Source organism: Calidithermus timidus DSM 17022 (genome assembly GCF_000373205.1).
Classification (GTDB): Bacteria; Deinococcota; Deinococci; order Deinococcales; family Thermaceae; genus Calidithermus; species Calidithermus timidus.
Map to the genome: position 1 here is coordinate 57,660 of NZ_KB890698.1, position 26,520 is coordinate 84,179.

19 protein-coding genes are annotated in these 26,520 nt (G+C 67.7%); 12 read left to right on the forward strand and 7 right to left on the reverse strand.

What is annotated here, in order from left to right:
* Nucleotides 1-3: 3 nt before the first annotated feature.
* A complete protein-coding gene (locus B047_RS0110740; RefSeq protein WP_040779772.1) occupies nt 4-1,830 on the reverse strand; it encodes a glycoside hydrolase family 2 protein in 1,827 nt (608 codons plus the stop codon).
* Nucleotides 1,831-2,033: 203 nt separating this feature from the next.
* On the opposite strand from B047_RS0110740, the gene B047_RS0110745 reads away from it, so the two are divergent.
* Nucleotides 2,034-2,996 carry an ArsR/SmtB family transcription factor gene (locus B047_RS0110745; RefSeq protein ID WP_018466971.1) on the forward strand — a complete coding sequence of 321 codons (963 nt, stop codon included), beginning with the start codon at nt 2,034-2,036 and terminating at the stop codon, nt 2,994-2,996.
* Between the two features lie 109 nt (nt 2,997-3,105).
* Here the strand turns inward: B047_RS0110745 and B047_RS0110750 are convergent, their stop codons facing one another.
* Nucleotides 3,106-4,314, reverse strand: coding sequence for a hypothetical protein (locus tag B047_RS0110750; RefSeq protein WP_020571949.1), 1,209 nt, complete (start codon nt 4,312-4,314; stop codon nt 3,106-3,108).
* 9 nt (nt 4,315-4,323) lie between these two features.
* Nucleotides 4,324-5,817: a phosphodiester glycosidase family protein gene (locus B047_RS0110755; protein WP_018466972.1), complete on the reverse strand. Its 1,494-nt coding sequence runs from the start codon at nt 5,815-5,817 to the stop codon at nt 4,324-4,326.
* 427 nt (nt 5,818-6,244) lie between these two features.
* Here B047_RS0110755 and B047_RS16700 point away from each other — a divergent pair, with 427 nt between their 5' ends.
* Entirely contained in the window at nt 6,245-7,849 is a 1,605-nt protein-coding gene (locus B047_RS16700; RefSeq protein ID WP_018466973.1) for a DEAD/DEAH box helicase, read from the forward strand.
* Between the two features lie 119 nt (nt 7,850-7,968).
* Here B047_RS16700 and ftsH read toward each other — a convergent pair whose 3' ends face one another.
* Entirely contained in the window at nt 7,969-9,849 is a 1,881-nt protein-coding gene (gene ftsH / locus B047_RS0110765) for an ATP-dependent zinc metalloprotease FtsH (RefSeq protein ID WP_018466974.1), read from the reverse strand.
* A gap of 181 nt (nt 9,850-10,030) precedes the next feature.
* On the opposite strand from ftsH, the gene B047_RS0110770 reads away from it, so the two are divergent.
* Nucleotides 10,031-10,948, forward strand: coding sequence for a nitrilase-related carbon-nitrogen hydrolase (locus B047_RS0110770; RefSeq protein ID WP_018466975.1), 918 nt, complete (start codon nt 10,031-10,033; stop codon nt 10,946-10,948).
* Between the two features lie 15 nt (nt 10,949-10,963).
* The gene (nadE, locus tag B047_RS0110775) at nt 10,964-11,818 is read left to right on the forward strand and encodes an NAD(+) synthase (protein ID WP_018466976.1); all 855 of its coding nucleotides are present in this window, start codon (nt 10,964-10,966) and stop codon (nt 11,816-11,818) included.
* Between the two features lie 27 nt (nt 11,819-11,845).
* Here the strand turns inward: nadE and B047_RS0110780 are convergent, their stop codons facing one another.
* Nucleotides 11,846-12,067: a hypothetical protein gene (locus tag B047_RS0110780; protein WP_018466977.1), complete on the reverse strand. Its 222-nt coding sequence runs from the start codon at nt 12,065-12,067 to the stop codon at nt 11,846-11,848.
* A gap of 187 nt (nt 12,068-12,254) precedes the next feature.
* Here B047_RS0110780 and B047_RS0110785 point away from each other — a divergent pair, with 187 nt between their 5' ends.
* Both B047_RS0110785 and B047_RS0110790 read left to right on the forward strand, forming a co-directional pair.
* Nucleotides 12,255-13,523 (forward strand): carbohydrate binding domain-containing protein, encoded by a 1,269-nt coding sequence (locus tag B047_RS0110785; protein ID WP_018466978.1) that lies wholly within the window; start codon nt 12,255-12,257, stop codon nt 13,521-13,523.
* Between the two features lie 135 nt (nt 13,524-13,658).
* Nucleotides 13,659-14,381 (forward strand): zinc ribbon domain-containing protein, encoded by a 723-nt coding sequence (locus tag B047_RS0110790; RefSeq protein ID WP_018466979.1) that lies wholly within the window; start codon nt 13,659-13,661, stop codon nt 14,379-14,381.
* 17 nt (nt 14,382-14,398) lie between these two features.
* Here the strand turns inward: B047_RS0110790 and B047_RS0110795 are convergent, their stop codons facing one another.
* On the reverse strand, nt 14,399-15,328 hold the full coding sequence (locus B047_RS0110795) for a nucleoside hydrolase (protein WP_018466980.1): 930 nt from the start codon (nt 15,326-15,328) through the stop codon (nt 14,399-14,401).
* A gap of 96 nt (nt 15,329-15,424) precedes the next feature.
* On the opposite strand from B047_RS0110795, the gene B047_RS0110800 reads away from it, so the two are divergent.
* The 6 genes from B047_RS0110800 to B047_RS0110825 all read left to right on the forward strand — a co-directional run bounded on the left by B047_RS0110800 (nt 15,425) and on the right by B047_RS0110825 (nt 24,438).
* Nucleotides 15,425-16,561 carry a YncE family protein gene (locus B047_RS0110800; RefSeq protein ID WP_157205896.1) on the forward strand — a complete coding sequence of 379 codons (1,137 nt, stop codon included), beginning with the start codon at nt 15,425-15,427 and terminating at the stop codon, nt 16,559-16,561.
* 22 nt (nt 16,562-16,583) lie between these two features.
* Nucleotides 16,584-18,470 (forward strand): carboxypeptidase regulatory-like domain-containing protein, encoded by a 1,887-nt coding sequence (locus tag B047_RS0110805; RefSeq protein WP_018466982.1) that lies wholly within the window; start codon nt 16,584-16,586, stop codon nt 18,468-18,470.
* 19 nt (nt 18,471-18,489) lie between these two features.
* Complete coding sequence (locus B047_RS17245) at nt 18,490-21,822, forward strand: ATP-binding protein (RefSeq protein ID WP_018466983.1); 3,333 nt, start codon at nt 18,490-18,492, stop codon at nt 21,820-21,822.
* A gap of 71 nt (nt 21,823-21,893) precedes the next feature.
* A complete protein-coding gene (locus B047_RS0110815) occupies nt 21,894-22,304 on the forward strand; it encodes a hypothetical protein (RefSeq protein WP_018466984.1) in 411 nt (136 codons plus the stop codon).
* A 144-nt stretch (nt 22,305-22,448) separates the two neighbouring features.
* Nucleotides 22,449-24,245: a S8 family peptidase gene (locus B047_RS16710; protein WP_018466985.1), complete on the forward strand. Its 1,797-nt coding sequence runs from the start codon at nt 22,449-22,451 to the stop codon at nt 24,243-24,245.
* A 4-nt stretch (nt 24,246-24,249) separates the two neighbouring features.
* Nucleotides 24,250-24,438, forward strand: coding sequence for a hypothetical protein (locus B047_RS0110825; protein WP_018466986.1), 189 nt, complete (start codon nt 24,250-24,252; stop codon nt 24,436-24,438).
* Nucleotides 24,439-24,462: 24 nt separating this feature from the next.
* Here B047_RS0110825 and B047_RS0110830 read toward each other — a convergent pair whose 3' ends face one another.
* Nucleotides 24,463-26,505 carry a molybdopterin-containing oxidoreductase family protein gene (locus tag B047_RS0110830; protein WP_018466987.1) on the reverse strand — a complete coding sequence of 681 codons (2,043 nt, stop codon included), beginning with the start codon at nt 26,503-26,505 and terminating at the stop codon, nt 24,463-24,465.
* Between the last annotated feature and the right edge of the window lie 15 nt (nt 26,506-26,520).

A 26,520-nucleotide genomic window follows, 5' to 3' on the forward strand; every position in this document is an offset into this window, starting at 1 on the left:
TCCTTACACCGAAACGGCGGCCTTGCGTTGTTTGTCCAGCCAGCGCCGGGAATAGCCCAGCGGGTTGGCTTCGTCGTAGGGCTGCGCGGGCCCGCGGGTGGCGCGGCACAGCCGGTCGAGGTCGGCTTTGGGGGTGCGGTCGGCGTAGAGCAGACCGTTCTTCTCCTGGAAGGTGTCGGTGAGCTGAGTGTAGCAGAAGCCGGCCAGCCCCTCGCTGCGGTGCACGGCCTCGAGCAGCGCGCTGTAGTGCTCGAGGAAGCCCTCCGCGCTCTGGGCGCGGCTGTAGCCCCAGCCGTCGCCCTGTGAGAAGGCGATGCCGCCGAACTCGGTGAGCAGGGCCGGCTTCTCCTGCCACTCGAAGCCCTCCAGCGCCAGGCGGCGCCCGCCGGGGCGGAAGGTCTCGGCGGTCTTCGTAAGGGCCTCGAGGTCGGCGTAGCGCCGCAGGATCACCTCGGGGTCGGAGGTGTAGTCGTGGATGGCGAAGACGTCGCCCGCCGGCTGCTCCCAGCCGTCGTTGGCGCTGACGAGCCGGGTGGGGTCCTGGGCGCGGGTGAGGTGGTAGAGGCCCTTCACGAAGTCGCGCTGGGCGGCGTGGGTGGGCAGGTCGGGCACACCCCACGACTCGTTGAAGGGCACCCAGCCCACCACGCAGGGGTGGGAGCAGTCGCGCTCGATGGCCTCGAGCCACTCCTGGGTGAGGCGCCCTAAGGCCTCGGGGGTGAAGGTGTAGGCGCTGGGCATCTCGTCCCACACCAGCAGCCCGATGCGGTCGCACCAGTAGAGCCAGCGGGGGTTTTCGAGCTTCTGGTGCTTGCGCGCGCCGTTGAAGCCTAGCCGGCGGGTGAGCTCGACGTCACGGCGCAGCTCCTCGTCGCTGGCGGTCATGAGCCCCTCGGGCCAGTAGCCCTGGTCGAGCACCATGCGCAGGTAGTAGGGGCGCTCGTTGAGCAGGAAGCGCCGCCCCTCCAGCCGCACCGAGCGCAGCGCGGTGTAGCTGGACACCCGGTCGAGCACGGTCTCGCCCTGGAGGAGCTCGAGCTCGGCGTCGATGAGCTGGGGGTGCTCGGGGCTCCACAGCAGCCCGTCGCGTAGGTCGTCGATGCCGGGGTCGGGGAGGGCGAGGGTGCGCGCGAGGCGGGGGCCGCTCAGGGCGTAGCGGTCCTCGGCCAGCACCTCGCCGCCCGCCCGCAGCCGCACCCGCAGGCTGAGGCCCGGCAGGAAGGGGCCGGCGAGCCGGGCTTCCAGGCCGAGGCTCCAACCGGGCACGTCGGGGGTCCAGCGCAGCTTGGCGATGCGGGTGGCGGGGACGGCCTCGAGCCACACCGGCTGCCAGATGCCGGTGGTGCGAGGGTACCAAATAGAGTGGGGCTCGCGCTGCCAGTCCTGCTTGCCGCGCGGCTTGGCAAGGTCGTGGGGGTCGTCCTCGGCCCGCACGACGACCTCGAGCACGTCGCCGCCCCCCAGCGCGTCGGTGACGTCGGCGCAGAAGGGGGTGTGGCCGCCGGTGTGCTCGGCGACGCGGGCGCCGTTGGCCCACACCGTGGCGCGGTAGTCCACGGCGCCGAAGTGCAGCAGCAGGCGCCCGGCCTCGAGCTCCTGCGGGGTGAGACGCACGGCGGTGTGGTACCACACCGCGCGGTGGTAGCCCTGGTCCCCGATCCCGCTGCGCGGGCTCTCGGGGGCGTAGGGGACCAGGATTTCGCGGTCGAACTCGACCTCCTCAGGGCGGGTGAAGCGGACCTCGTTGTCGAAGGCGAAACGCCAGGTCCCGCCGAGGTCGCGCCAGTGGGAGCGCTCGAGCTGGGGGTTGGGGTGCTGGGAATCGGGCATGGGGAACTCCACAGGAAACCTTGACCGGAGGTGCTTTGTATGTAGCGAAATATTACAGCTCAGCGCGAAATATGTCAAGATTTGGCGAAATAAATGTGAGAATCGTCCACAAGAGACCTTCCGCGATGCTGCAACGGCTTCCGTGGGTTTGCTAATGTTTCGGATTTTCGTGTAACATCGAAATAAATGAGGGAGGGGTTAGCGTGCCAACATCCGGAAACCGCCGCCTGACCGTCGAGGGTGAAGCCGCCGTGCCCGTTCTGCGGGCCCTGGACTCCGAGACGCGCATGCTTATCTTCAGCCTGCTCTCGCACGAGGGTATGAACGTCTCGGAACTGGCCGAGGCCATGGGCATGGCCCACTCCACGGTGAGCACCAACCTCAAGATGCTCGAGGAGGCCGGGCTGCTGGTGGTGCAGTACGTCCCGGGCACCCGCGGCTCGCAGAAGCTCGTGGCCAAGCGCTACGACGAGATCCTCATCAAGCTGCCCGGCGTGGCGGTGGAGGCCGACCAGGACGTGGTGGAGATCTCCATGCCCATCGGTAACTACCACCGCATCGACGTCAAGCCCACCTGCGGCCTGGCCAGCGACAGCAAGTTCATCGGCATGCTCGACGACGTGCGCAGCTTCTACGAGCCCGAGCACGTCTTCGCCCAGCTCCTGTGGTTCGGCCAGGGCTACGTCGAGTACGCTTTCCCCAACAACGTCCCGCGCGGGGCGATCACCACCGAGCTCGAGCTCTCCGCCGAGATCTGCTCCGAGGCCCCGCAGTACGACCACAACTGGCCCTCCGACATCACCTTGTGGATCAACGGGGTGGAGGTGGGCACCTGGACCAGCCCCGGCGACTTCGGCGGCAAGCGCGGCAACCTCACCCCCGCCTGGTGGCCCGAGGACCAGACCCAGTACGGCGTGCTCAAGCGCTGGAAGGTGAACGCCGAGGGCTCCTTCATCGACGGCGAGGCCCTCTCACCGGTCAAGCTCGCCGACTTGAAGCTCGAGAACGCCAACCACATCGAGGTGCGCCTGGGCGTCAAGCCCGATGCCCGCAACGTGGGGGGCATGAACCTCTTCGGCCGCCGCTTCGGGAATTACCCGCAGGACCTCCTGATGCGGCTGCGCTATACGTTCCCGGAGGGGCAGAAGGTGCATAAAGTTAAGTAGGTCGGTGATTGGTAGCTAGGGGGATATCCCCCCCGTACGTGGGGAGGGCCGGGGGGGGGTTCTTCACCCCAAGCCCCCTCCTGCTGATGGCCGAAGGCTGACAGTTCCTTCACTGCTCGGGCAGCTCGAAGTAGCGCCTCAGCAAGTCGCGCACTTCGGGGGGGAGGGGTTCGGACTCGAGGTAGCGCTCTACCTGCCGCTGGACGCTTTGCGGGGGTTGGCCGCCGCGCCAGGGGTTGGGCAGGTTGCGCGCTTGGCCGCCGGGGTTGTCCGAGCGTCGCAGCGGAGCCTCGCCGGACAGGGGGCGCTTGGGGAGACTCGGGGGTTGGGACGGAGCCTGGCCGTTGGAGCCTGGGCTGCCTGGCTGCCCCTGCTCACCCTGGGCTTGCTTTCCGCCGCGGGTTTCCCGACCCCGCTGGCCGGGCTGGGGGTTTTGCTTTTGTTCCTGGTCCTGAGGGCTATCGTCCCTGGGCCCTCCCTCTGCGCTCCTGTGGGGCTGACCATCCTGCCCCTGTTGGTTGGGCTGGCCGGCGCCGACCTGCTCACCGGGCTGGTCACCCTGGCCGCCTTGACCCTGAACTCGTCCCTGGCCGTTTTGCTGGGGGTTTTGCCCCTGCTGGTCGGAGGGGCTGGACTGGGGCTGCTGTTGTGAAGTCTCCTGGCCCTGCTGGGGTGAGCCAGCTTCCTCGGGCGATGTGCTCTGTCCCTGCGGACTTTGGGGCGGTGAGGCTGGGTTTGTGGCGTCCTGCTGTGGGGGCGCTTGCTCGACTGGCTCCTGGCCCTCCTGGGCAGACTGCCCTGAGCTGGGGAGCTCGGGTGCGGTTGGGGTGCTGGACTGGGTACTGGCCGGCCTGGGGGGCTGTGGGTTGGTCTGGGCGGTGGGAGCTTGCGGAGGCCTGGAAAAGCCGGGAGTGGGTATGGGGGGCAGGATCCACACCAACCCGAGCAGGGTGAGGTAGATGCCGCCTGCGAGCCAGGGGAGCTTGGGTAGCCGGGCCTGGCGCAGGCTTTCTTTGGCTTCGGCCTCGAGCCGTTCGCGCCAGGGGTGGGTAGGGGGGGCCTCGAGGGCGCTGTGGTAGGCCAGGCCGTAGCGCTCGTCGAGCTGGCGCAGGGCGCGGGGGAGCTCGAGGCGGCTGGGGTAGAGCAGGGCGAGCAGGGAGAGCAAACCCCAGGTCGGGTGGACCCACAGGGCCAGCGGCAGCAGCAAGACCAAGGTGACGAGCGCCCACTGCAAGCGCCGCCTCCAGGCCAGGCGGCTCGCCCAGCGCCGGTGAGCGCCGGTGAATCTTCCAGGCCGCATGGGCACCCGGGCCTGCATGGTTCCAGCTTAGGGTCCGGCCTTCGGATAGAGAGCAAGCCCGTTCACAACCGGGCGTGGCCGGGACTCGATGAGCGGGGAGCGCAGCACGCCGCGCACATAAAGCTGGGAGGAGCCGCCGCCGTCCATACGGATGGCGCCCCAGGCTCCCAGGCTTTGCAGGGCCTGGGCCAGCACGGCGGGCGTGGTGGCCTCGGAGACCACCAGCCACACCCCGCCCTCCAGGGTCCAGGCCACCGCCGACTGCGGGGTGACAGCTCCCAGCGGACGGGGGTCGGTGAAGGGCTCGCGTTTGGGGTCGAAGACGTTCTGACCGGCCTGGATCAGCAAAGGTCCGGCCTCGAGGGCGTATTGCACGGGGGGCTCGAGGCTCATGCGGAGCTTGAGGGTCTCGCCCGTGCGGGCGATGGGCGTGTCGCTGGCGGGGAAGCTCAGGCCCCACTGCCCCGGCTTGAGCTCGGCGGGCGCGGGGAGGGTGGCGATGACCCGCTCCTGCTCGACAATAGCCACGTTCTCGCCGGGTCGTCCTGCGGGGCCGGGTGTGGTGTGGGCGGTGAGCCGCGCCCGCCAGAGGTTGACCCCTACCGGGTAGCGCTGCCCGCTTGCGACCTCGACCCAGGCTCCGAACTTGGGGAAACCCCCGAAGACCTGCCCGTTGCCCCATAGCAAGGCGCTGCGCCCGAAGGGGAAGTTAAGCGCCACCCCGTCCTGGATCCACAGCCCGATGGGGGTGGCGGTGCGGTTGTCGAAGTAGCCGCCGTTGAGCAAGGCCAGCGCTGTGGGGGCCATCTGCTTTAGGGGCTTGCGCAGGCCGGGCTGCCCCACCGGCTCCATGCGCCAGCTACCGGGGTCGGCCTGGATCATGTAGAGCCGGAGTGGTTCGGGTGTCCAGGCCCAGCGCTCGAGGTAGCTGATCCCCCGGCTGAGCACCTCGCGGGTTTCGGGCTGCAGGTAGTAGAAGTCCAGCACGAGGCGCCAGGGGTCTTCGAGGGTGTACTGTCGGTAGCGGTAGAGGCGCCCGGTGGGGGCTTGCAGGCTGAGCTGGGTGCCATGGGGTAAGTAGCGGAACTCCAGGCCGAGCTCGGGGGGGAGCCTCAGGGTCTCGAGGTCGGGGAGAAAGTAGGGCAGCTCGAGGCTCAGGCGGCCTGGATAGCTCCCTTCGCGCTTCTCGAGGGGCAGGGCCTCGGGCAGGTCGAACACCAGCCGTAAGCGCCCCGCGCCCCCCGAAAAGCGCACGCCCGCTTGGGGCACCTGCACCAGCCCCGCCGCGCGGACGACTTCCAGCGGCAAGCTGTTCTCGTTGGGGGGCGGCAGGGTGGGCTCGAGCGGCGGAGCCCAGCCGATGCCCTCGACGTAGACCAGCTCGAGGCCCTCTTTCTTGAAGACTACCGCGTAGCTATCGCGCAGGACGCTGAGTCCAAAGCGTTCGGCGGGAATGGCCGTGGGGGTTTGGGCAAACGCCAGGACGAGAAAGACACTCAGGGCAAGGACGCGAACCCACATCACACCCCATTAAACCCGAGATCGCACGGGAGGCCCACATACTCCCTTCGCCGCCCCGTGTCTTGGGACACTTACAAAAGGGGGGTGTGAGGGTCTACAAAGCCCCCGTCTTTCAAGCGTGGGATGTAGTAGACCCCTGATACCGGATTCAAAAAGATAATCACCCAAACCAAAGACCTTCAGAGGCTATCTTTTTGAATCCTAGAGCACTCCCTTCGGTCGGGTCAGTTCGTTCCCGAATGGGAACGAACTGACCGAATCTGGTATGAGACCTTTGACCCGCGTCCCTTGACCTGGGGCGCGGTTGCCCCCATACTGCTAGGGTTGGCCCTCAAGGCCAGAGGCTCGATAGCTGCATTTCCCCTCGATGGTTGAGAAAAACTTTCCGGGTGTGTGCGGTAGAGAGCCCGGAAAGGATCAGGTACAGATGGAGTTTTCTGCTTTTCCCCTCAAGAGCGAGGTGCTTGCTGCGCTGCAAGCCAAAGGCTTTTCCACCCCTACCCCCATTCAGGCGGCGGCCTTGCCGCTGGCCCTCGAGGGCCGCGACATCCTGGGGCAGGCCCGCACCGGCACCGGCAAGACGCTGGCCTTTGCCTTGCCCATCGCCAACCGCCTCGAGCCCTCGCGTGAGCGAGGCCGCTCGCCGCGGGCCTTCGTGCTCACCCCCACGCGTGAGCTGACTTTGCAGGTGGCGAAGGAGCTGGAGTGGGTGGCGAGCGAGCTGGTGGTGGTGAGTGTTTACGGCGGCACCGGCTACAGCAAGCAGGCCGAAGCCCTCAAGCGCGGCTGTGACGTGGTGGTGGCCACACCGGGCCGGGCCATCGACTACCTCGAGCAGGGCATCCTCGACTTGTCCAAAGTCGAGATCGCTGTGCTGGACGAGGCCGACGAGATGCTCTCGATGGGCTTCGAGGAGGACGTGGAGAAGCTCTTGCAGCAGACCCCCCAGACCCGCCAGACCCTGCTCTTCTCGGCCACCGTGCCCACTTGGGCCAAGCGCCTGGCCGACCGCTACCTCAAGGACTTCGTCCACGTCAACGTGATCAAGGACGAGCGGGTGAGCTACGAGGAGCTGGCCCTGCAGGCCCCCCTCCAGACCCGCCTCTCCACCCTGGCCGACCTGCTCTACGCCTATGCTCCCGAGCGCTCCATCGTCTTCACCCGCACCAAGGCCGAGGCCGACGAGGTGGCGCTGGGCCTGCAGGGGCGCGCCCTGGCGGCGGCGGCCATTCACGGCGACATGAGCCAGCGCGAGCGCGAGCTGGTGATGGGCCGCTTCCGCAGCGGGCAGGAGACCGTGCTGGTGGCGACCGACGTGGCTGCGCGCGGTTTGGACATCCCCGAGGTGGACCTGGTGGTGCACTACCGGCTGCCCGAGCAGACCGAGTCCTACCAGCACCGCTCGGGCCGCACGGGCCGAGCCGGGCGTTCGGGTAGGGTGATCGTCCTCTACGGGCCTCGCGAGCGCCGGGAGCTGGAGCAGCTCGAGCGCGAGGTGGGCCGTAAGTTCCGCCGCATCAATCCCCCCACGCCCGAGGAGGTGATGGAGGCCAAGTGGAAGGGTTTGTTACACCGCCTGAGCGGCCAGCCTGCCGCCGACCGGGCCATGTGGCGCGAGTACGCCGCCCGGCTGGTGGCGGAGGGGGAACTCGAAGCGGTGGCCGGGATGCTGGCGCTGCTTTTGGGTGGCGCGCCCGTGCCCAGGAGCCTGATCACCGGGGAAGAGGGCTTGGTCACGGTCAAGCTGGTCGGGGGTCGCCTGTCGGTTCCCCGTGTGGTAGCCGTGCTCAAGAAGGCCGGCGCTGGACGCATCGGGCGCATTCTGCTCACCGAGAGTGCCGCCTACCTCGATTTGCAAAGCGACGAACTCGAGGCCATCCAGTCCCAGCTCACCGAGTTCCACCTCAGCCGGGCGCACGAGATACCTGCTGAGGCGGGTGCGAGCCAGCGCGAGGAGAGGCCCCGCGGCCCCCGCCCCCCTGAGGGTCGCGAGCGCCGGCCCTTCGAGCGCCGTCGCCCGGTAGCCCGCTGAGTCAACTACCCTGACCAGAACCTGTTAGGGTTTGGTCAGGGTAGTTGACGCCTTCGCGCTAGCGTGTAGGAGGTGAAATCTGGTGAGCGACTTTGGCCTTGAGCCTTCGGCGTCCTACCTCACGCCCCGCCCAGGTTCGGCTTGATCTTGGGCACGATGCGCGGGGGGTCCTTTTCCTCCTGGTCCTTGGGGGGCTCGCTCGAGGGGCTTTCCTCCAGCGGCAGGCCCTGCACCACCCGCTCGAATTCCTCGGCGTTGAGGGTTTCGTACTCCAGCAGTGCCCTAGTGACCCGCTCGAGGACTTCTCGCTTTTCCTTCAAGAGTTGCATCACCTTCTCGTGCTGCTCCTCGAGCAGACCCTTCACCGCCTCGTCGATGCGGCGGGCGGTTTCCTCGGAGTACTGGCGCACGTCGTAACCGCCCAGGTAGGTGTCCTCGCGCACCTGGTAGGCCACGGGTCCGAAGTCCTTGTGCATGCCCCATTCGGTGATCATGCGGCGGGCGAGGTCGGTGGCCTGGCGGAAGTCGTTCTCGGCGCCGGTGGTGACGTCCTCGAAGACCAACTCCTCGGCGGCGCGGCCCCCCAGGGCCACGGCGATCTGGTCGGTGAGGCGCTTCTTGCTCCAGTGCAGGATGTCCTCCCGACGGGGCATGGCGAAGCCCAGCGCGCGCCCGCGCGGGACGATGGTGACTTTGTGGGGCGGATCGGCGTGTTCGAGGTAGTACATCGCCAGGGCGTGCCCGGCTTCGTGGTAGGCGGTGATCTCACGGTCGCGCTGGGTGAGCACCATGCTCTTCTTGGCCGGGCCCATGATCACGCGATCGGCGGCTTCCTCGAGGTCTTTCATGGTGATCTTCTTGCGGCCCTCGCGGGCGGCCAGCAATGCGGCCTCGTTGAGCATGTTTTCCAGGTCGGCCCCCACGAAGCCCGGCGTGCGGCGGGCCAGCAGGGCTAAGTCCACGTCCTCGGCCATGGGTTTACCCTTGGCGTGGATGCGCAGGATCTGCTCGCGGCCTCGCACGTCGGGGGCGTCGATGGCCACCTGGCGGTCGAAGCGGCCAGGCCGCAGCAGCGCGGGATCGAGCACGTCGGGCCGGTTGGTGGCGGCCATGATGATGACGGAGGAGTCCTTTTCGAAGCCGTCGAGCTCGACGAGGAGTTGGTTGAGGGTCTGCTCGCGCTCGTCGTTGCCGCCTCCCACCCCGCCGCCGCGCTTGCGGCCTACCGCGTCGATCTCGTCGATGAAGACGATGCACGGGGCGTGACGCTTGGCGGTCTCGAAGAGGTCGCGCACCCGGGCAGCCCCCACGCCCACGAACATCTCTACGAAGTCGGAGCCGCTGGCGGTGATGAAGGGCACCTTGGCCTCCCCGGCCACCGCGCGGGCGATGTGGGTCTTGCCAGATCCCGGCGGTCCCACCAGCAGCACGCCCTTGGGGATGCGCGCGCCCATCTCGTGGAAGCGGCTAGGGTTCTTGAGGAACTCCACGATCTCCTTGAGCTCTTCCTTGGCCTCGTCGCAGCCAGCTACGTCGCGGAAGGTGGTCTTGGGGGCCTCGGTGAGCACCTTGGCGCGGCTTTTGGTGAAGCTGAAGGCGCTATCGCCGGAAGGCCCGCGGTTGCGCGAGAAGTAGTAGATGGCCGCGAAAGCCAAGCCCACCAGCAGGATGGGCAGCAAGAAGCCCAGGAGGGGGTTCTCCCTGGGAGGGGGTGTCACATCGACGCTGATGCCCTGGGCGCGCCACTTCTCGAGGTCGGCGTTGCTCACGGGGGCGCTGGCGTTGGTGGTGAAGCGCTCGCCGTCGGTGTACTTGCCGCTGATGCGGGTTCCCTCGCTCTGGACCACGATCTCCTTTACGCGGTCGTTTTGGATGGCGTCCAGGAAGGCTCCGTAACCGATCTGGCCCTGGGGGGTTTGGTTTCCGGTCAAGCTGAATGCCCACGCGATGAGGATGGCTGCGATGAGCACGAACCAAAGGTTGAAGGGCAGTCGGTTCATCTAGGGTCCTCTCTCCTCTAGTGTTTATAGGGTACATCGCCTCAGGGGGATAAAGGTAGCCAAACACACCCAAAATGCCCTCTGGGGCGTTGAGCTTGGATTTATATTGCCCTCGGGCACCCGTCGCTAACCGTGAGCCACGAGCCAACGAGGCCGCTGCTCGAGGCGTAGACTAGCCGTGATGATTCGCCACGCCGTGCTGCAACTCAAACCCAAGAAAGGCCACCTCGGGCACAACCTCGAGCGCATCGGCCAGGCCCTGCGGGAAATCCGCCATCACCGCCCCGAGGTGGTGGTGCTGCCCGAAGCTTTCCTCTCGGGCTATTTCCTGCAAGGGGGGGTGCGCGAGGTGGCCCTGACCCAATCCGAGCTGACCGCGGCCATGAGCGCGCTCTACGACTCACTGGCCTGGGACGGCCCGCTGGACGTGGTGCTGGGCTTTTACGAGCAGGACGGGGGCATCTACTACAACAGCGCGGCCTACCTCGAGCTCGGTGGGCGCGGGCTGCTCAACGTCCACCGCAAGGTGTTTCTGCCCACCTACGGCGTCTTCGACGAGGAGCGCTACATCTCGCGCGGCAACCGGGTCGAGGCCTTCGACACGCGCTTTGGGCGGGTGGCCATTCTCATCTGCGAGGACTTCTGGCATTCCATCACCGGTATGATCGCCGCGCTGGACGGTGCCGAGATCATCTACGTCCCCTCGGCCTCCCCGGCGCGGGGCTTCGCGGGGGCCGAACCCGCCAACGTCATCCGCTGGAAGAGCCTGACCCAGGCGGTGGCCGCCGAGCACGGGTTGTACGTGGTGCTCAGCTCGCTGGTGGGCCTCGAGGCGGGCAAGGGGCTGGTGGGCGGCAGCGTGATTGCCGGCCCCGAGGGCAACCTCCTGGGCACGGCGCCGGTCTTCGAGGAGGCCGTGCTGTTGGGCGACATCGACTTGGCGCGTATCCCCCCGGTGCGCTACGACAATCCTCTACTGGCCGACATGGAAGCCGGGTTACCGCTGCTGATGAACGACCTCGAGCGGGTGATGGCCGGTTTCAAGGTGCTCGAGAAAACCCCCCGCCCGGTGCGCGGCAAGCTGCCGGTGCGGGGTTAGCCTGGGGTTGGGGTCATGCTCAAAGTCATCGAAGCCGTCCCCGGACGCGAAGTGCTCGAGCTCAACTACCCGCTGGTAGCCGAGTTCCTCACCCGCTTCATCGCCGAGGAGCTGGAGTGGCGCGGCTACAGCCGCGCGGTGGTCGCCAATTCGGGCGGGGTGGACTCCGCCACCACCATTGCCCTGGCCGTGCGGGCGCTGGGGCCTCAGAACGTCTTCACCGTGTTCATGCCCCACGCCATCTCCAGGCCCGAGTCCGCCGAGCACGCTCGGTTGGTGGCCGAGCACTACGGCACCCCCTACGAGGTGGTGGACATCACCCCTATGGTCGAGGGCTACGCCGCCCAGACCCCCGGCATCACCCCCCGCCGCCTGGGCAACGTCATGGCCCGCGCCCGCACCATCGTGGGCTTCGACAAGGGCGAGCAGTACAAGGCCTTGCACCTGGGCACCGGCAACAAGACCGAGCGCCTGTTCGGCTACTACACCTGGCACGACGTGGCCGACACCGGCCCCATCGCCCCGCTGGGCGACCTGTACAAGACCCAGGTCTGGGGCCTGGCCGAGTATCTGGGCGTGCCCGAGGTGGTGCGCGGCAAGCCCCCCACCGCCGACCTCGAGGCCGGTCAGACCGACGAGGGCGACCTGGGCATCTCCTACCGCAAGGCCGACGTGATCCTCGAGCACTACCTCAAGGGCTACCCCGACGCCTACATCGTGGGCCTGGGCTACACCGAAGCCGAGGTGGCGCGGGTGAAGAGCCTGGTCAACAAGACCCACTGGAAGCGTCACCTGCCCACCAACGCCGTGGTGAGCACCACCGCCATCCACGAGTTCTACCTGCGCCCGCTGGACTTCCGACTGGGCTAGGTCAAACTGCTCCAGCAGCCCGGCGATCTACCCGAGCAACCGCCCCGCCAGAGCGAAGATCAAGGCCAACAGGCCGGCGCTCAGGGCCAGGGCCAGCCAGGGTGGGCCCTCTTGCAGGTAGCGGAAGAAGCGGGTCTTGCCCAGCAGGGCCCGGCTCAGCGCCACCAGCAGCACCCCGCTGCAGAAGACCGTCAGCAGCACCACCAGGCGCAGGGGCTCGAGGCCGCTCAGCCCTTCCAGCCGCTCCACCCCTCCAGCTTATACCGGATTCAAAAAGATAATCCCCCAAAGCAAAGACCTTCAGAGGCTATCTTTTTGAATCCTAGAGCACGCCCTTCGGGAACGAACTGACCGAATCTGGTATCAGAGCCTGGCGGCGGGAAGGTTAACGATTCCCCAAAGCCCCGGCTTCCCCTGCGAGTGCATAATCGGTGGGATGTTGCGCGTCCTTCTCCTGGCCGCCGGGTTGCTCGTAGGCTGCCAGCAGAGCCCCTTCCAGGCCACCCCCGGCTTCGAATTGGGCCTGGCCAGCCCCGCCCTCGAGGTCAGCGCCGGGCAGAAAATCAGCACCAGGGTGCTCATCCGCGGCTCGGGTGTGGAAAGCATCGTGCTGAGCCTGGAAAAATCCGATGGGGGTGCCCTTCCCGAGGGGATGAGCGCCACCTTCAGCCCCAACCCCTCGAGCACCGACCAGGGGTACAGCCGGCTCGAGATCGGCGCTGCCTCGAGCCTGCCGGTGGGGGAGTACAGCCTGCGGGTCAAGGGTGAGGGCGGCGGGGTCACCCACGCCGCCGCGTTCAAGCTCACGCTAAGGGCTCCGCTGAGCTGTCCCGTGGGCGAGTTCTGCCTCGAGCTACCCTCCACGCTGGAGGTACCCCGCGGGCAGTACCGCCTCTTCGAGCTGAGGGTGCTGGGGTCGGGGGTTGCGGGCATCGCGCTTTACCTCGAGCAAGCCGACGGCAGCCCGCTGCCCGGCTTCGTCAGCCCGGCCTTCGACCCCGAGGGCCTCGAGGCAGGGGACCGGGGCTTGTTGGTGGTCTACGTCGAGCCCTCGGGCAGCCCCCAGGACGTGCCCCTGAGGGTGCGGGCGGTGGGCGGGGGCAAGACCAAGACCTATCCCCTCACCTTGCGCGTGCTGGCGGGGAGGGTTTGCGACTACGAACACGAGGAGAACTGCGCGGCCAGCCTGGGACCGGACCTCCTCATCAACGGCGGTTTCGAGCAGGTGGATCAGTACGGCCCGGTGGGCTGGGATGGCACCGCCAAGCCGGAGGTTCATCTCGAGAGCAGCGGGTCCCACTCGGGTCTGCGGGCCATCCGCATCAACGGCAACCTCTCCGACGGCGATTACTTCACCCAAGCCTCGCCCAAGCTAAAGCCCGCCACCACCTACCGCCTGTCGGGCTGGATCAAGACCGAGGGCTTCGTGGACGGAAAGATCAACGACTTCTACAACTTCGCCAACCTGCGCTACGTGGTGCTCTCGCCCAGCAAGATGGTCTACAACCTCCACGCCGAGTACAATCCCCGGCACATCTCCACCAACACCAACGGCTGGCAGTACTTCTACCGCGACTTCACCACCCCCCCAGACTTCGTGGGTGGCAGTCGCATCGACGTGCATTACAACGTCAACGAGGGCCAACAGACCGTGTGGTTCGACGACATCAAGCTGCAGGAGGTGCTGGGGTATAGCGCTCCATGAGCTTGTGGGGGCCGTACGCTCAGCGCCCCCATAACCCCGCCTCAGATTTTCGACGCAGCCTTCTGCGGTGATTTCATCTGCTTTTCGCGTCTTGCGCTTTGCACGCAACTTGTGGGCTGGCTTAGACTAGGCTCTGTGAACGGGTCCGACGCGCTGGCCGAATTGTTTCGTTTGCAGGAGAAAGACCTCGAGCTAGACCGCATCCGTGAGGAACAGGCCAACCTGCCTGAAGAACTCAAAGCCGCCCGTGCTCACTGGCAGGCCCTCGAAGCCGAACTGGCCAAGCGCCAGGGTGACTTGCGCGAGCAGGAGATGGAGTACCGGCAAAACGAGGCCGAGATCGCTAACCTCAAGGAGAAGCTGGGTCGGGCCAAGGACGCACAGCGCCAGGCTCAGAGCGCTCGCGAGCAGACCCAGTACGAGAACGTCATCCAGCAGCTTGACGACCGCTTCAAGGAACTCGAGGAGATCAACAAGCCCAAGCTCGAGGAGATCGTCGAGCTAACCGGCGAGGTCGAGCGGGTCAGGGCGCTGCTGGAGGAGGCCAGGCCCAGGCTCGAGGAACTCGAGGCCGCCAACGCCGCCCGCGTGGAGGCGCTCGAGGCCAGCTACCAGGTCAAGCTGGTCGAGCGCAACGCCCTGGCGGCCACCATCCCGGCCAGCTTGGTCAAGGAATACGAAGCCGTGCGCAAGTCTCGCAAGGGGCAGGGCGTCGCCAAGGTCGCCCGCACCGGCTCGGGGTACCGCTGCATGGGCTGCAACGTGCAACTGCCCATGAACGTAGCGCAGAAGGTATACCAGGGCAATCAGGTCGTGCGCTGCCCCTCCTGCGGGCGCATCATGTGGAAGGGCGAGTAGCCCCTGCAGGAAGCGCGCTAGCCGTAAGTCCCTATGCGCTCGACCAGAAGGTCGTAGAAGCGATCGGTGTCGATGTGCAGCCCCACCTCGCAGTTGGGGGCCTTTCCCGTCACCCGCCAGTAGTCGCAGACCGTGCGACCAAAGGCCAGCCCCTCGTTGGCCTCGATCTCCACGTGATAATGCCCGGTCTTGAAGAGTTCGGGCCGCAGCAGGTAGGCCACGGCGCAGGCGTCGTGGATGGGGGCTCCCGCGAAGCCATAGCGTTGTCGGTGATGGATTTGGAAGAACTCCAGCAGATCGGCGGTGAAGGCTCCAGCGCGCGTGCCCAGCGCACGGAAGCGGGCCACCCGCTCGGGCGTGGCGGGGGTCTGGTGGGTGAGGTTGAGCCCCATCATCACCAGCGGGATGCCCGCCTGGAAGACGATTTTGGCCGCGTGGGGGTCGCAGAGGATGTTGAACTCGGCGCTGGGGCTGTAGTTGCCGAGGTCGATGGAACCGCCCATCAGTACGATCTCGCGGATGGCCGGGCCGAGGCGCGGCTCGAGCCGCAGGGCCAGCGCGAGGTTGGTCAGGGGCCCCACCGGGACCAGCGTGACCTCACCGGGGTGGGCCAGGACGCTTTCGATGATGAAGTGTACGGCGTGCTTGTCCTGGGGCCGCTGGCGCGGCTGAGGCAGGTTGGGCCCCTCGAGCCCCGAGAGGCCGTGCACCAGCTCGGCGCTGATGCGCTCGCGCACGAGTGGGCGGTCGGCGCCGGGGTAGACCCCCACGCTCGTGCCCAAGACTTCCTGCACCACCAGCGCGTTGCGGGTGGTGCGCTCCAGGCTCACGTTGCCGTAGCTGGTGGTGATGCCCAGCACCTCGAGCTCGGGGCTCGCCAGGGCCAGCATCATGGCGATGGCGTCGTCGTGGCCGGGGTCGCAGTCGAGGATGATCTTGCGGGGCACGGGAGATAGTCTACCCTCAATACCTCCTGCGCCGTACGCCTAACGCTGAACTAACGCTCGCTGCCCTACCCTCCGGGTGGTGCTCCTGGGGGTGGCATGGATATGCGCGCACGGTTGTGGCTGAAGCCGGGCCTGCTGGCGCTTAGCCTGACGCTGGTGGCCTGCTCGCAGCGGGTCGCGACTACCGGGCATTGGGTACTGGTGAGCCAGGCTGGCTCGAGGAGCGTGGCCGTGGTGGACCCCGAGGAGGGACAGGTGATCAAGCGGATCACGGTGGGCATGTTGCCCCACCGCCTGCTGCTCGCCCCCGGTGGTCGCAGCGCCTATGCCGTGTTGGTGGGTTCGCAGGCGGTGGCCGAGATCGACCTGGCCTCCCTCACCCTCCGTCGCACCTTCCTCACCGCCCCCGTCCCCGAGCGGCGGGCGGACGGCAGCCTGATAGCGGGCCACCAGGAACACAACGCCTTCACCCACACCTCCTGCTTCGACTGCCACGGCGGGGGCTCGGCCCAGCCGGCCATCGTGGGGACGCGGCCCTTTGGAATCACCCTCAGCGAGGAGGGGGAAACCTTGATCGTAAGCCAGATCCGCGATGCCAGCCTGGCCCTGATCGCGCGAGAAAGCGGCGAACTCGAGCGCACCCTGCCGCTGCCCCCCAGCGCTCAGGCCCACGAACCGGTGGACGTAGCCCGACTGGGAGACAGCCTCTACGTGGCGCTGCGGCCCACCCAGCCCGCCACCACCCCCGCGGTCATCCGGCGGCTCGAGGCGAAGAGCCTGCAGGAGCAATCCGAGGCCCAGACCGGCAGCGACCCGGCCATGCTCCTCCCCGACCCCGAGCGCTCTCGCGTGCTGGTCTCCAACTTCGAGACCAACACCCTCACTGCCTTCGGTCCCTCGGGGAAGGAAGCCGTCTACACCGTGAACCCCGGCCCGCTGGGGATGCTGCTGTTGCCGGGCGGGCGTTTGCTGTCGCTGAACTACTACTCCAACTCACTCTCGCTGGTGGACCTCGACACCGCCGAGGTCGAGAGCCTGCCATTGGAGTTGGGCGACCGGAAGTACGCCAACCCTACCCACGCCGCGCTGCTTCCGGGCGGGCGGCAGGTCTACATCGTCTCCAGCGGTACCGAAGGCCACCTGCTGCTTTTCGACCTCCAGGAGAAGCGCGTCGTGCGGGATATCCCCATCGACGGGCTCTCCTTCGACGTTTTGGTGGTGCCCAAGCCTTAGGGCACAGAGGAAGGAAGGGGCTATGAGCGTGAAATTTTTGCTGGTTGGGTGTTTGGGACTCCTGTTGGCAGCCTGCGGCAGCGGCAGGCCCGGCACGGGTGGTAGCGGCACGGTCGCTGGCTTCGTGACCAACATCGGCAACGGGGCCAAGCTGGCCGGCGTGAGGGTGGAGGTGGTGGGGGGTAGCCAGTCCACCACCACCGACGCTTCGGGGCAGTTCAGCCTCAGCGGCCTGGGGAGCGGCACGGTCAAGCTGAGCTTCTACAAGGAGGGCTACGCGCCGGGTTACGCCACCTTGCAGACCACTCAGGAAGCGAGCGCTCTGGTGGCGCTCAAGAAGGAGGGTCCTGCCCAGCCCTACGACCCCAACACCAGCCGGACCCTCTACACCCTCACCGAAGCCGGGCCCTACGCGGTGATCTTCGCCCCCGGTAGCCTCGACACCACGGACACCAACCTGAAGGTGCTCATCACCCCGCTCGACCCCACCAAGGAGGACCAGGCCCTTCCCGGTCAGCTCCGGGCTGGCTCGAGCCCCCTCATCCCCGTCACCTTCGCCGAGTTCAGCATCCTCGACTCCTCCGGCAGGCGGGTCAACCTCAAGGCGGGGGCCTCGGCCATCGTCGAGCTGCCCATCCCGCCTGAGCTGCGCAAGGCTTACCCCCTCGGTACCAAGATCCACTGCTACGCCTACAACCCCCAGACCGGCCAGTGGGAGGACTTTGTCGAGGGCACCGTGGAGCCCTCCAGCGTAGACGGCAGCACCCCGGTGCTCCGGGCCAGCATCCGCCACTTCTCCTGGTACGGCGGCGCGCCCGAGGGGCAGAAGTGCCGCAATGCCGCAGTGCAGGTCGTCGACGCCAGCGGCAAGCCGCTGGAGGGGGCCACCGTGGTGGTGACCCCCGGCGTCAACGGCACCACCGACGCCAAGGGGGTAGCGAGCGTGTGGATCGCCGAGGGCAGCCCCAACCCCAAGATGTACGCCTACAAGGTCTCCTACAACTCCGACGGGCGAATACCCGAGCTGCCCAAGACCGCCAAGATCATCGACATCGGCTACTTCACCACCGACGATCTCGGCGTGATCCTGCCAGGACTGGTGGAGAAAGACTGCGCCAGCATCACGCCCTCGAGCGCCCCCCTGCGCCCGCAGGCGGGTAACCCCGGAAGCCCGGAGAACCCCCTGCTCATCCGCCTGGGGCCGGTGGGCCCGGCGGTGTACGACGTCGAGGCTTTTTTGCTGGCCTCCGGCCCTTCATCTTCGGCCTCTGTCCACCTCGCCCAGGGTATCCCCAACCCCGATGGTGAACTCGAGGACACCGAGCCCGTGGACGGGGCCAGGATCACCCTTGGCGACGGAAGCGGCCAGCCGGTGGTGCTCACGGGGCTTGGTGGGGGCACCTACGTCCTGCAAGGCAGCCTGACCCTGACCCCCGGCAAGCGCTACACCCTGACCATCGACGCCGATAACAACGGCAGCGTCGAGGGCAGAGGCTCCATCGTCGCGGTGGGCAACCTGGCCTGGGAGGCGGGCCTCGAGGGCTCCACCCGTCCCGCGCAGGGCTTTGTAGCCCGCTGGAGCGACTCGGCGAGCGGCGCCCCCGGCTACACCCCGGTCTACTACGCTTTCTTGAGCAGCGACCCCACCGACCCGGCTGGCTACGACTTCGACTACTACATCGGCCCCGAGACCGAGTTCACCCCTCACTCCAACGCCCAGGGAGCCACGGGCGACACCCCCCTCAGGCCGGGGAACTACACGGGTTTGCTGTGGGCCTTCAGCGGGGCTTTCGTCCCCGCGGGCAGCAACAACTACACCGTCAGCGACAACATCACCGGCCCGGGCATCGGCGGTCGCTTCTACAGCTACAGCCTGGCGGGCGAGGTGCACCTCACCCTCACGCCGTGAGGTCGGCTACAATTGGTTTGTGGAAAGCGGGGCCTGGGAACTGAGGTTGTTGGGGCCGCCCAGCCTGATCGGACAGGGCCGCACGCTGCTGCTGGAGCGCAAGCCTGCGGCCCTGCTGGCTTACCTGGCGCTGGAGGGCCCCACCCCGCGCTCGAGGCTGGCCGGCTTGCTGTGGCCTGAAGGCAGCGAGGCCTCCGCTCGCAACAACCTGCGCCAGGCCCTCTTCACCCTGCGACGCTACCCCGCCCTCTTCGAGGGCAGCGATCCCCTGGGCCTCGGCCCTCTGGTGGGCAGCGACGTGGCCGAGTTACAGAGCCTGCTGGCTTCGGGACAAGGAGACCTGCGGCTCGAGTACGGCGATTTACTGCAAGGTTACGACTATGACGACTGCCCCGAGTTCGAGGAGTGGCTCATCTACGAGCGTGGGCGCTTGCAGGAGCTGCGCGTCGAGGCGCTGAAGCTCATCTGTGAACGCCTGGAGCGCGAGGCTAGCCTAGCCGAGGCCCTTTCGTGGGCGCAGAAACTGCTGGAGGAAGACCCGCTCTCCGAGGCGGCCCACCGCCGGGCGATGCGGCTGCACTACCTGTTGGGGGATCGGGGGGCAGCTTTGCGGGCGTACCACCGCTGCCAGGAGGTTCTGCGGCGGGAGCTGGGGGTAGAACCGCTGGAGGAGACCCGCCTGCTGGCGCAAGAGATCGAGCGCGGGAGGGTGGTGACCCCCCTCCTCACCGCCCGTAAGCGCATCCCGCTCTCGCTCGAGCGTCCCCCCGTGCTGGTGGGGCGCGAGCGCGAGTGGGCGCAGATGGAGGAGGCCTGGGAGCGGGGGCAGCACCTCGCCCTCAGCGGGGAGCCGGGGATAGGCAAGACCCGTCTGGCGCTGGATTTTGCCACTTCCAAGGGTTGGTTCATCGTCTTCAGCGGGCGGCCAGGGGATGCGCTGGTGCCCTATGCCACCCAGGCGCGGGCCTTTCGCCAGCTGTTGGCCGAGAAACCCGGCCTCGAGTTTGCCCCCTGGGTGCGGCGCGAGCTCAGTCGTATCCTGCCCGAACTGGCGGACGAGGAGCCCCCGCCCCTGCAAAGCGAGGCCGACAAGCTGCGCTTCTTCGAGGCCCAGGGCGAGTTGCTGCGCCTGGCCGGCCAGGGTGCGGTGGCCTGGGTGCTCGACGACCTGCACCTCTTCGACCCACCCAGCCTCGAGGTGGCCTTTTACCTCGGCGGCAAGCCCGGCCTGCTGCCCAGGGCGATCCTGACCTACCGCAGCGGGGAACTGCGCCCGGAGGTGGAGGGCCGGCTGCGGCAGCTGGAGGAGGCCGGGGGGCTGTGCGGTCTGCGGTTGGGGGCGCTGTCCGAGGAGGCGGTGCGGCTGTTTTTGCTCGAGCTGCGGATTCCTGGCTTGGAACAGCACCTCGACTCGCTCATGGGCCTCACCGGGGGCAACCCGCTGTTTTTGCTGGAGACCATTCGCCACCTCATCGAGACCGACCGCCTCGAGCGGGGTTGGTCGGGCGAGGGTGGGTTGCCCGGCAGGGTGGGCAGCATCATCTCCCGCCGCCTGGAGGGGCTTTCTCCCGGGGCCTTACAACTGGCCAGGCTACTGGGGGTAGCGGGCAGCGACTTCTCGCTGGAGTTTGCCGCGCGGCTTTTGGAGCGCGAGGTGCTGAGCCTGCTGCCGGCTTGGGAGGAGCTGGAGCGGGCTCAGTTGGTCAGGGGCGAGCGCTTCAGCCACGACCTGATGCTGCAGGCGGTGCTCGCGGGGATGCCCCAGGGGGTGGCGGCGTTGCTGCACCGCCGCGTAGCCGCCAAGCTGGCTCAGGAGAGGGCCAACCCGGCCCGCGTGGCCGAGCACTGGCTCTCGGGGGGTGAGCCCCAGCGGGCAGCGCCCTTCCTGCTGGAGGCGGCCCGCCACGCCGAGCACGCCTCGCTGCTGGAGGAGGCCCTGCGCTTTTACCGACAAGCCGCCCAGATTCTCCAGGACCACGGCACCCCCGAGCAGATGTTCGACGTGCAGGAGGCCATCACCACCGTGCGGCTGCGGCTCGAGCCCTCCGAAAGCCATCCGACGCTGCTCGAGCGGCTCTTCAGCCTGGCCCGCACCCCCCACCAGAAGGCCAGGGCCTGCTATGCCCAGGCCACCGCCCTGCTGCGCACCGGGAGGGGTGAGCTGGTGGAGGAGGCCGCCCGCAGCGGCTACGAGCTGGCCCGGCACAGCGGCGACCCGGCGCTGGAGGCCCGCCTGCTCACCAGCCTGGCCTCGGCGCTGTGGCTCAAGGGGCGGCCTGGCGAGACCCTGGCCCTGCTCGAGCAGGCCCTTGCCCTCTACGAGCGCTTGGGCGAGCAGGAGGAACTCGCCGCCAACTGGGGCCGCGTCGCCGTCGTGCTCGACGCCCTGGAGCGCCACCGCGAGGCCCTGGAGCACCACCGCAAGGCGGAAACCACCCTGCGCCGGCTGGGCAACGAGTACCGCCTGCTGATCGTGCTCAACAACCAGGCCGTGAGCCTGGGCGCGCTGGGCTACAAGCGCCAGGTCCGTGAGGTTTTGCAGGAAGCCATGGGGCTGGTGGATACCCTGCAGGGGGTGGGCGAGGTGGCCGTGTCGGTGCCCATGCTGCTGGGCGATGCCCTGCGCGAGCTGGGCGACTACGGCGGGGCTTTGCACTACCTCGAGCTAGCCCACGCCCGCGCCAAAGAGCAGCCCTATTGGCGCATGGGTTTCCTGGCCAGGGCCCTGACCCTGACCTACCTCGAGCTGGGGCAGCCGGCGCGGGCTCAGGGCGTGCTCGAGGCCCTGCATCTCGAGAGCCTTCAGCCCGACCAGCGCAACTTCCTGCGCTTGGCCTGGCTTGGGCTGGCGCGGTGGCGGGGATACGGGGCAGGGGAGTCGCTGCGGGCCCTCGAGGCCGAGTTGGGCCCCTCGCGAAGCCTCCGCGCAGCCTTCTACGTCACTGCCTCTGCCCTGCTTCCTCCGGAGGAGGGGCTGCCCTGGGCGCGAGGGGCCCTCGAGCTGAGCCAGCAGGCCGATTTGGGCGGCCTGCAGATCGCTGCCCATGCCTGTTTGGAGCAGCTCCTGCTGGCCGTAGGCCAGCTCGAGGAGGCCGCAGCCCACGGCCGGGCCGCGCTCGAGTTGCGCGCGACCTACGAACCCGGCGACTTCTACTGGGGCGAGGTGCTGCTGGCCCACGCCCGCACCCTCGAGGCCCTGCGCCACCCCGAAGCCCCCACCTTCCGCCAGCAGGCCCAGAGCTGGGTGCTCCAGGCTGCTGAGCGCGTGCCCGCTGAATACCGCGAGAGCTTCTTGCACAACCCCGTCAACGTGGCCCTGCTCGAGCCCTCTAACCGCCTAACGCTCGGCTAACGCCCCCTCTTCTACCCTTCTCTTGCCGCCTGGCCGAAGAACGATCCGGCGGGTGGGCGGGGAGACTGCCGATGAAAAAACTGGCTTTTGCGGGCATTGCGGCCTTGATCGTGCTGGCGGGTTGCGCGGGGGGCATTGGCGGGGCGGGCGAGATTTCAGGCAAGGTCAGCCGCTCCGGGGGCTCGAGTGCCGGGGCTTTGGTCGTAGCCTGCTTGGTGGCCGATGATTGCGCGACCTATGGGCAGGCCACTGCCGCGGGCGACGGCAGCTACAAGATCACCGGGCTCGGCGATGGCAAGGAGTACTACGTGCTCGGCTTTCTCGATGTCAATGGCGACGGAAATGCCGACTACGTTGGCTGGTACGAGAACGTCAACGCCGACCCCACCGTGGTCAAGCCCCCCAAGGGTGGGGTGAACTTCACGCTGGTCGCGGTGACGGGAGCCGCGAAAATCGGGATGGTGTCCAATTTTTTCAGATAGGTATCCGCCTACGGATCTTCCTTTTACCCGGGGGCCCGTGGGTTAGTTCGTCACCGAACGGTGACGAACTAACCGAATCACAGAGTCAAGACAATCTCGGCCCTCCCAGAGGAGATATTCATGCAAATACACAAGTGGGTTGGCATGTTGGCTGCACTGAGCCTGCTGGCAGCCTGCGCTCCCCAGGGTGGCGGGAGCAACGGGGGCGACATCAGCGGCCAGGTCAGTCTGGGCAGCAGCATTCCCCAGGGGGGGACCGGCGGCGTTGTTAGCAAACCTGTTCTGGAGCGCGGCCTTTCCTTTGCGGTCGGAAAGATGGCCGGGCTGGCCACCGAGCAGGACTTCGTGGTCGGCGAGCTGATCGTGCGTTTCCGTCCCGGCGCGGTGCCGCGCCGGGACGCAACCATGATGGCCAATGGGCTCGAGCTCAGCCTGGTGCGCGACCTGGGCCTGGAGAACACCCGGCTCCTGCGGGCGGCGGTGCGGGACAAAGAGGCTACGTTGGAGTTGCTGAAGAGCTTCAAGAGCCGCAGCGACGTACTCTACGCCCAGCTCAACTACATTCGCCACGCCTTCAAAACCCCCGATGACGAGTTCTACCCCCTCCAGTGGCACTACCCGGCCATGAACCTGCCCCAGGCCTGGGACCTCGAGACCGGCACCTCCAGCGCCGTCACCGTGGCGGTCATCGACACCGGCATCCTCTCGGGCCACCCCGACTTTACGGGCAAGCTGCTGCCGGGCTACGACTTCATCAGCAACCCCAGCATGGCCAACGACGGTGACGGGCGCGACAACGACCCCGAAGACCCCGGCGACGAACCCGGTGGACAGGGCAGCTACCACGGCTCACACGTCGCGGGCACCGTGGCCGCGGCCACCAACGAGGGCAAGGGCGTCGCGGGCGTGAGCTGGGGGGCCAAGATCCTGCCCGTGCGGGTGCTGGGGGTAGGCGGTGGCACCGACGCCGACATCATAGACGGCATCTTGTGGTCAGCCGGCCTTAGCGTGAGCGGTGTTCCGGCCAACCCCAACCCGGCACAGGTCATCAACATGAGCCTGGGGGGTTCGGGCAAGTGCAGCGACCTTCCGCTCTGGCAGGACGCCGTCAACAAGGCTGGCGCCAAGGGGAGCATCATCGTCGCGGCTGCAGGGAATGAGAATGAAGATGCCAGTGGCTTCATCCCAGCCAGCTGTAGCGGCGTCATCACCGTCGGGGCCACCGAGACACGGGGCTACCGCTCCCCTTACTCCAACTACGGCGCCCGCATCGACGTGATGGCCCCCGGCGGCGACACCAGCGTCGACCGCAACGGCGATGGCTATGCCGACGGCGTGCTGAGCCCCATACGCAGGGATAGCGATGGGGTGTACATCTGGGCCTTCTATCAGGGCACCTCCATGGCCTCGCCTCACGTGGCCGGGCTGGTAGCGCTGATGAAGAGCAAGAAGCCCAGCCTCACCCATAGCGAAGCCCTCGCGATCCTCAAGCAGACTGCCCGCCCCCTAAGCGCGACCGCCTGCCAGCGCCCGAGCGCTTCGGATTGCGGCGCCGGGCTGGTAGACGCGGCGGCGGCCTTGCAGGCCCCGAGCGGGCCTCCGGGAAGCCTCAAAGGGACTCAACTCTTCGCCTGCTACTACCTGGCCGAGTCGGATAGCTGCGACCCCGGCAAGAGCCAGACGCTCACGCTTTCCCAAGACGGCTCCAGCGCGCCCTACAAGTTCAGCGGCCTTTCGGGCGGAGACTACGTCATCTACGGCTTGAAGGACGTCAACAAGAACGGGAGCCTTGACGCCGGGGACTACCTGGGCTTCTATCGGCAGGACGGTCAGGTCGCACTGGTCAAGCCTGGAGCCAGCGGTGTGAACTTCACCCTGGAGCTGGTGACGGGCGCAAGCGCCAGCAAGGCGCTCGAGCGCCTGCAATCCCTGAGGCGCTAAAGCCATGAATCCCCCTCCCGCTCAGACCTACATCGTCCGCATCTGGTGGGAAAAAAGCCCGGAGCGGGAGGGGGGGGTCTGGCGGGCTTCCCTCACGGAAGTCCACAGCAAGGAGCGCCACTACTTCAAGAGCCCCGAGGAGCTTCTGCGCTACCTTTCCCAGCGCCCTGACGAGCCACGCTCACAGACTTGAGCAGGGCTAAACGGTGCGCCCGGATCAGTCCAGGGCTTCCAGCCGCACCGGGTTGGAGTGAAAGGTGGAGCCCGCGCCCATGTCGGTGAGGTGCTCGCCGGTGAGCCAGTTCGCGCCCTTGCCGTCGGGGGCGTAGCGCTCCCACCAGATGCCCTCCAGCACCACCGTCCCCGGCATGGGGGCCTCGCTCACGCGGGCTTTGCGCACCACCGCGCCGTGGCGCGAGCGGATACGCACCCGTCTCCCGTCCTTCACGCCGTAGGCAGCGGCGTCTTTGGGGTGCACCAGCAGCACCGGCTCGCCACCCTCGCCCTGCACCAGACGCTCGACGTGACCATAGCTGGAGTTGAGGAAGTGCTTGGCGGGTGGGGTCATGAGGATGAGGGGGAAGGCCTCGTCGGGCTCGGTGAGGATCACGGGTGGGGGCGGGTCAAAGCGCACCTTGCCGCTTTGGGTGTTGGCCCCGTCCTTGAAGGGCAAAAACTCGCGGGGGGTGTTGAGCCGCACGAAGCCCTCGGCCTTGAGGCGCTCGAGGGTGATCCCCTCGAGCCAGGGGTGATCGCTTGCGAGGAGGCTTCGGGCCAAGTCCTCGGCGCTCCAGTAGAGGGTGGGCTCCTCCAGGGAGAGCCGCCGGGCGAGTTCGGCGAAGACCCAGGTGTTGGGGCGGGCCTCGCCCTGCGGCCTCATCACCGGCTCGTTCCAGGAGAGGTAGAAGTGGCCGTAGGCGGTGTAGAGGTCGGGGTGCTCGAGAAAGGTGGTGGCGGGGAGCAGGTAGTCGGCGTAGTGGGCGGTCTCGGTCATGGCCTGCTCGAGCACCACCGTGAAAAGGTCCTCTCGTGCCAGGCCCTGCTGCACCAGGGCGGTGTTGGGGGCCACGACCAGGGGATTCGAGTTGAAGACGAACAGCGCCCGCACGGGCGGGTCCAGGCGGGTGAGGGCGCTGCCAAGCTGGGTCATGTTGACGTGGCGTACGGCGGGATTGGGGCGAAAAAAGCCCTTGTGCTCGTGCGTTCCGCTGAGCAGGTGGGCCCCGCCCAGGTAGCTGCGCTCCAGCCGGAAGGCCCCCGAGGTGGTGAGCAAAGCCCCCCCACCCCGGTACTGCCAGGCCCCGATGAGGGCGGGCAGCAGCAGCACCGCCCGCTGGGCGCTGGCCCCGCCGGGGTGGCGGGTCATGCCGTAGCTGGTGCGGATGAGGCTGGCTTTGGCCCGGGCGAACTCGAGCGCCAGCCGCTCGATGGTGGCCGCCGGAACGCCCGTGACCGCTTCGGCCCGCTCGGGGGTCCACTCCTCGGCCACCGCTCGGTACCCCTCGAAGCCCTGGGTGGCTCGAGCCAGGTAGGCCGCGTCGTAGAGCCCCTCGCGCAGGATCACGTGGGCCATTGCATAGGCCAGCGCCCCGTCGCTGCCGGGCCGCAGCCTGACATGCTCGTCGGCGAAGCGGGAGGTGAGGTTCTCGTAGGGGTCTACGTGGACGATCTTCGCCCCCTTATGGCGGGCTTCTTTGAGAAGGGGGGTGAGGTGGGTGTTGGTGTGCAGGCTGTTGATGCCCCACAGGAAGATGAACTTCGCCTTGGGCACGTCCTCGGGATCGATGCCGTAGCGGGGTGAGCCGTAGGTGGCCTCCCAGGCCGCCGCTCCCGCCGTGGCGCAGATGGTCTCGTCGAGCTCACAGGCCCCGATGGCGCGGAAGAAGGCCAGGGGATGGGCGTACTGGTGCAGGCCCATGGTCCCGGCGTAGTGATAGGGCAGCACCGCTTCGCCGCCGTGCCGCTCGAGCACCTCGCGCAGCCGCTCGGCGATGGCGTCGAGGGCTTCCTCCCAGCTCACCCGCTCGAAGCGCCCCGATCCCTTGGGCCCGCTTCGGCGCATGGGGTAGAGGGGGCGCAGGGGGTGGTGGTTGCGCTCGGGGTAGCGGTAGGTCTTGACGCAGGCAAAGCCCCGGGTGAAGGGGTGGGCGGGGTCGCCCTCCACCTTCAGGAGCCGGCCCGCGTCGTCGTCGAGGGTGAGGATCAGCGAGCAGGCGTCGGGGCAGTCCAAGGGGCAGGTGGCTCGAGCCGTGCGGGTCATGTTCCCTATCGTACT

What these genes read in the sequence shown, in the direction of transcription:
- B047_RS0110740 (WP_040779772.1), bottom strand. Translation starts at nt 1,830, where the DNA reads ATGCCCGATTCCCAGCACCCCAACCCCCAGCTCGAGCGCTCCCACTGG.
- B047_RS0110750 (WP_020571949.1), bottom strand. Translation starts at nt 4,314, where the DNA reads ATGCAGGCCCGGGTGCCCATGCGGCCTGGAAGATTCACCGGCGCTCAC.
- B047_RS0110755 (WP_018466972.1), bottom strand. Translation starts at nt 5,817, where the DNA reads ATGTGGGTTCGCGTCCTTGCCCTGAGTGTCTTTCTCGTCCTGGCGTTT.
- B047_RS16700 (WP_018466973.1), top strand. Translation starts at nt 6,245, where the DNA reads ATGGAGTTTTCTGCTTTTCCCCTCAAGAGCGAGGTGCTTGCTGCGCTG.
- ftsH (WP_018466974.1), bottom strand. Translation starts at nt 9,849, where the DNA reads ATGAACCGACTGCCCTTCAACCTTTGGTTCGTGCTCATCGCAGCCATC.
- B047_RS0110770 (WP_018466975.1), top strand. Translation starts at nt 10,031, where the DNA reads ATGATTCGCCACGCCGTGCTGCAACTCAAACCCAAGAAAGGCCACCTC.
- nadE (WP_018466976.1), top strand. Translation starts at nt 10,964, where the DNA reads ATGCTCAAAGTCATCGAAGCCGTCCCCGGACGCGAAGTGCTCGAGCTC.
- B047_RS0110785 (WP_018466978.1), top strand. Translation starts at nt 12,255, where the DNA reads ATGTTGCGCGTCCTTCTCCTGGCCGCCGGGTTGCTCGTAGGCTGCCAG.
- B047_RS0110800 (WP_157205896.1), top strand. Translation starts at nt 15,425, where the DNA reads ATGGATATGCGCGCACGGTTGTGGCTGAAGCCGGGCCTGCTGGCGCTT.
- B047_RS0110805 (WP_018466982.1), top strand. Translation starts at nt 16,584, where the DNA reads ATGAGCGTGAAATTTTTGCTGGTTGGGTGTTTGGGACTCCTGTTGGCA.
- B047_RS0110815 (WP_018466984.1), top strand. Translation starts at nt 21,894, where the DNA reads ATGAAAAAACTGGCTTTTGCGGGCATTGCGGCCTTGATCGTGCTGGCG.
- B047_RS16710 (WP_018466985.1), top strand. Translation starts at nt 22,449, where the DNA reads ATGTTGGCTGCACTGAGCCTGCTGGCAGCCTGCGCTCCCCAGGGTGGC.
- B047_RS0110825 (WP_018466986.1), top strand. Translation starts at nt 24,250, where the DNA reads ATGAATCCCCCTCCCGCTCAGACCTACATCGTCCGCATCTGGTGGGAA.
- B047_RS0110830 (WP_018466987.1), bottom strand. Translation starts at nt 26,505, where the DNA reads ATGACCCGCACGGCTCGAGCCACCTGCCCCTTGGACTGCCCCGACGCC.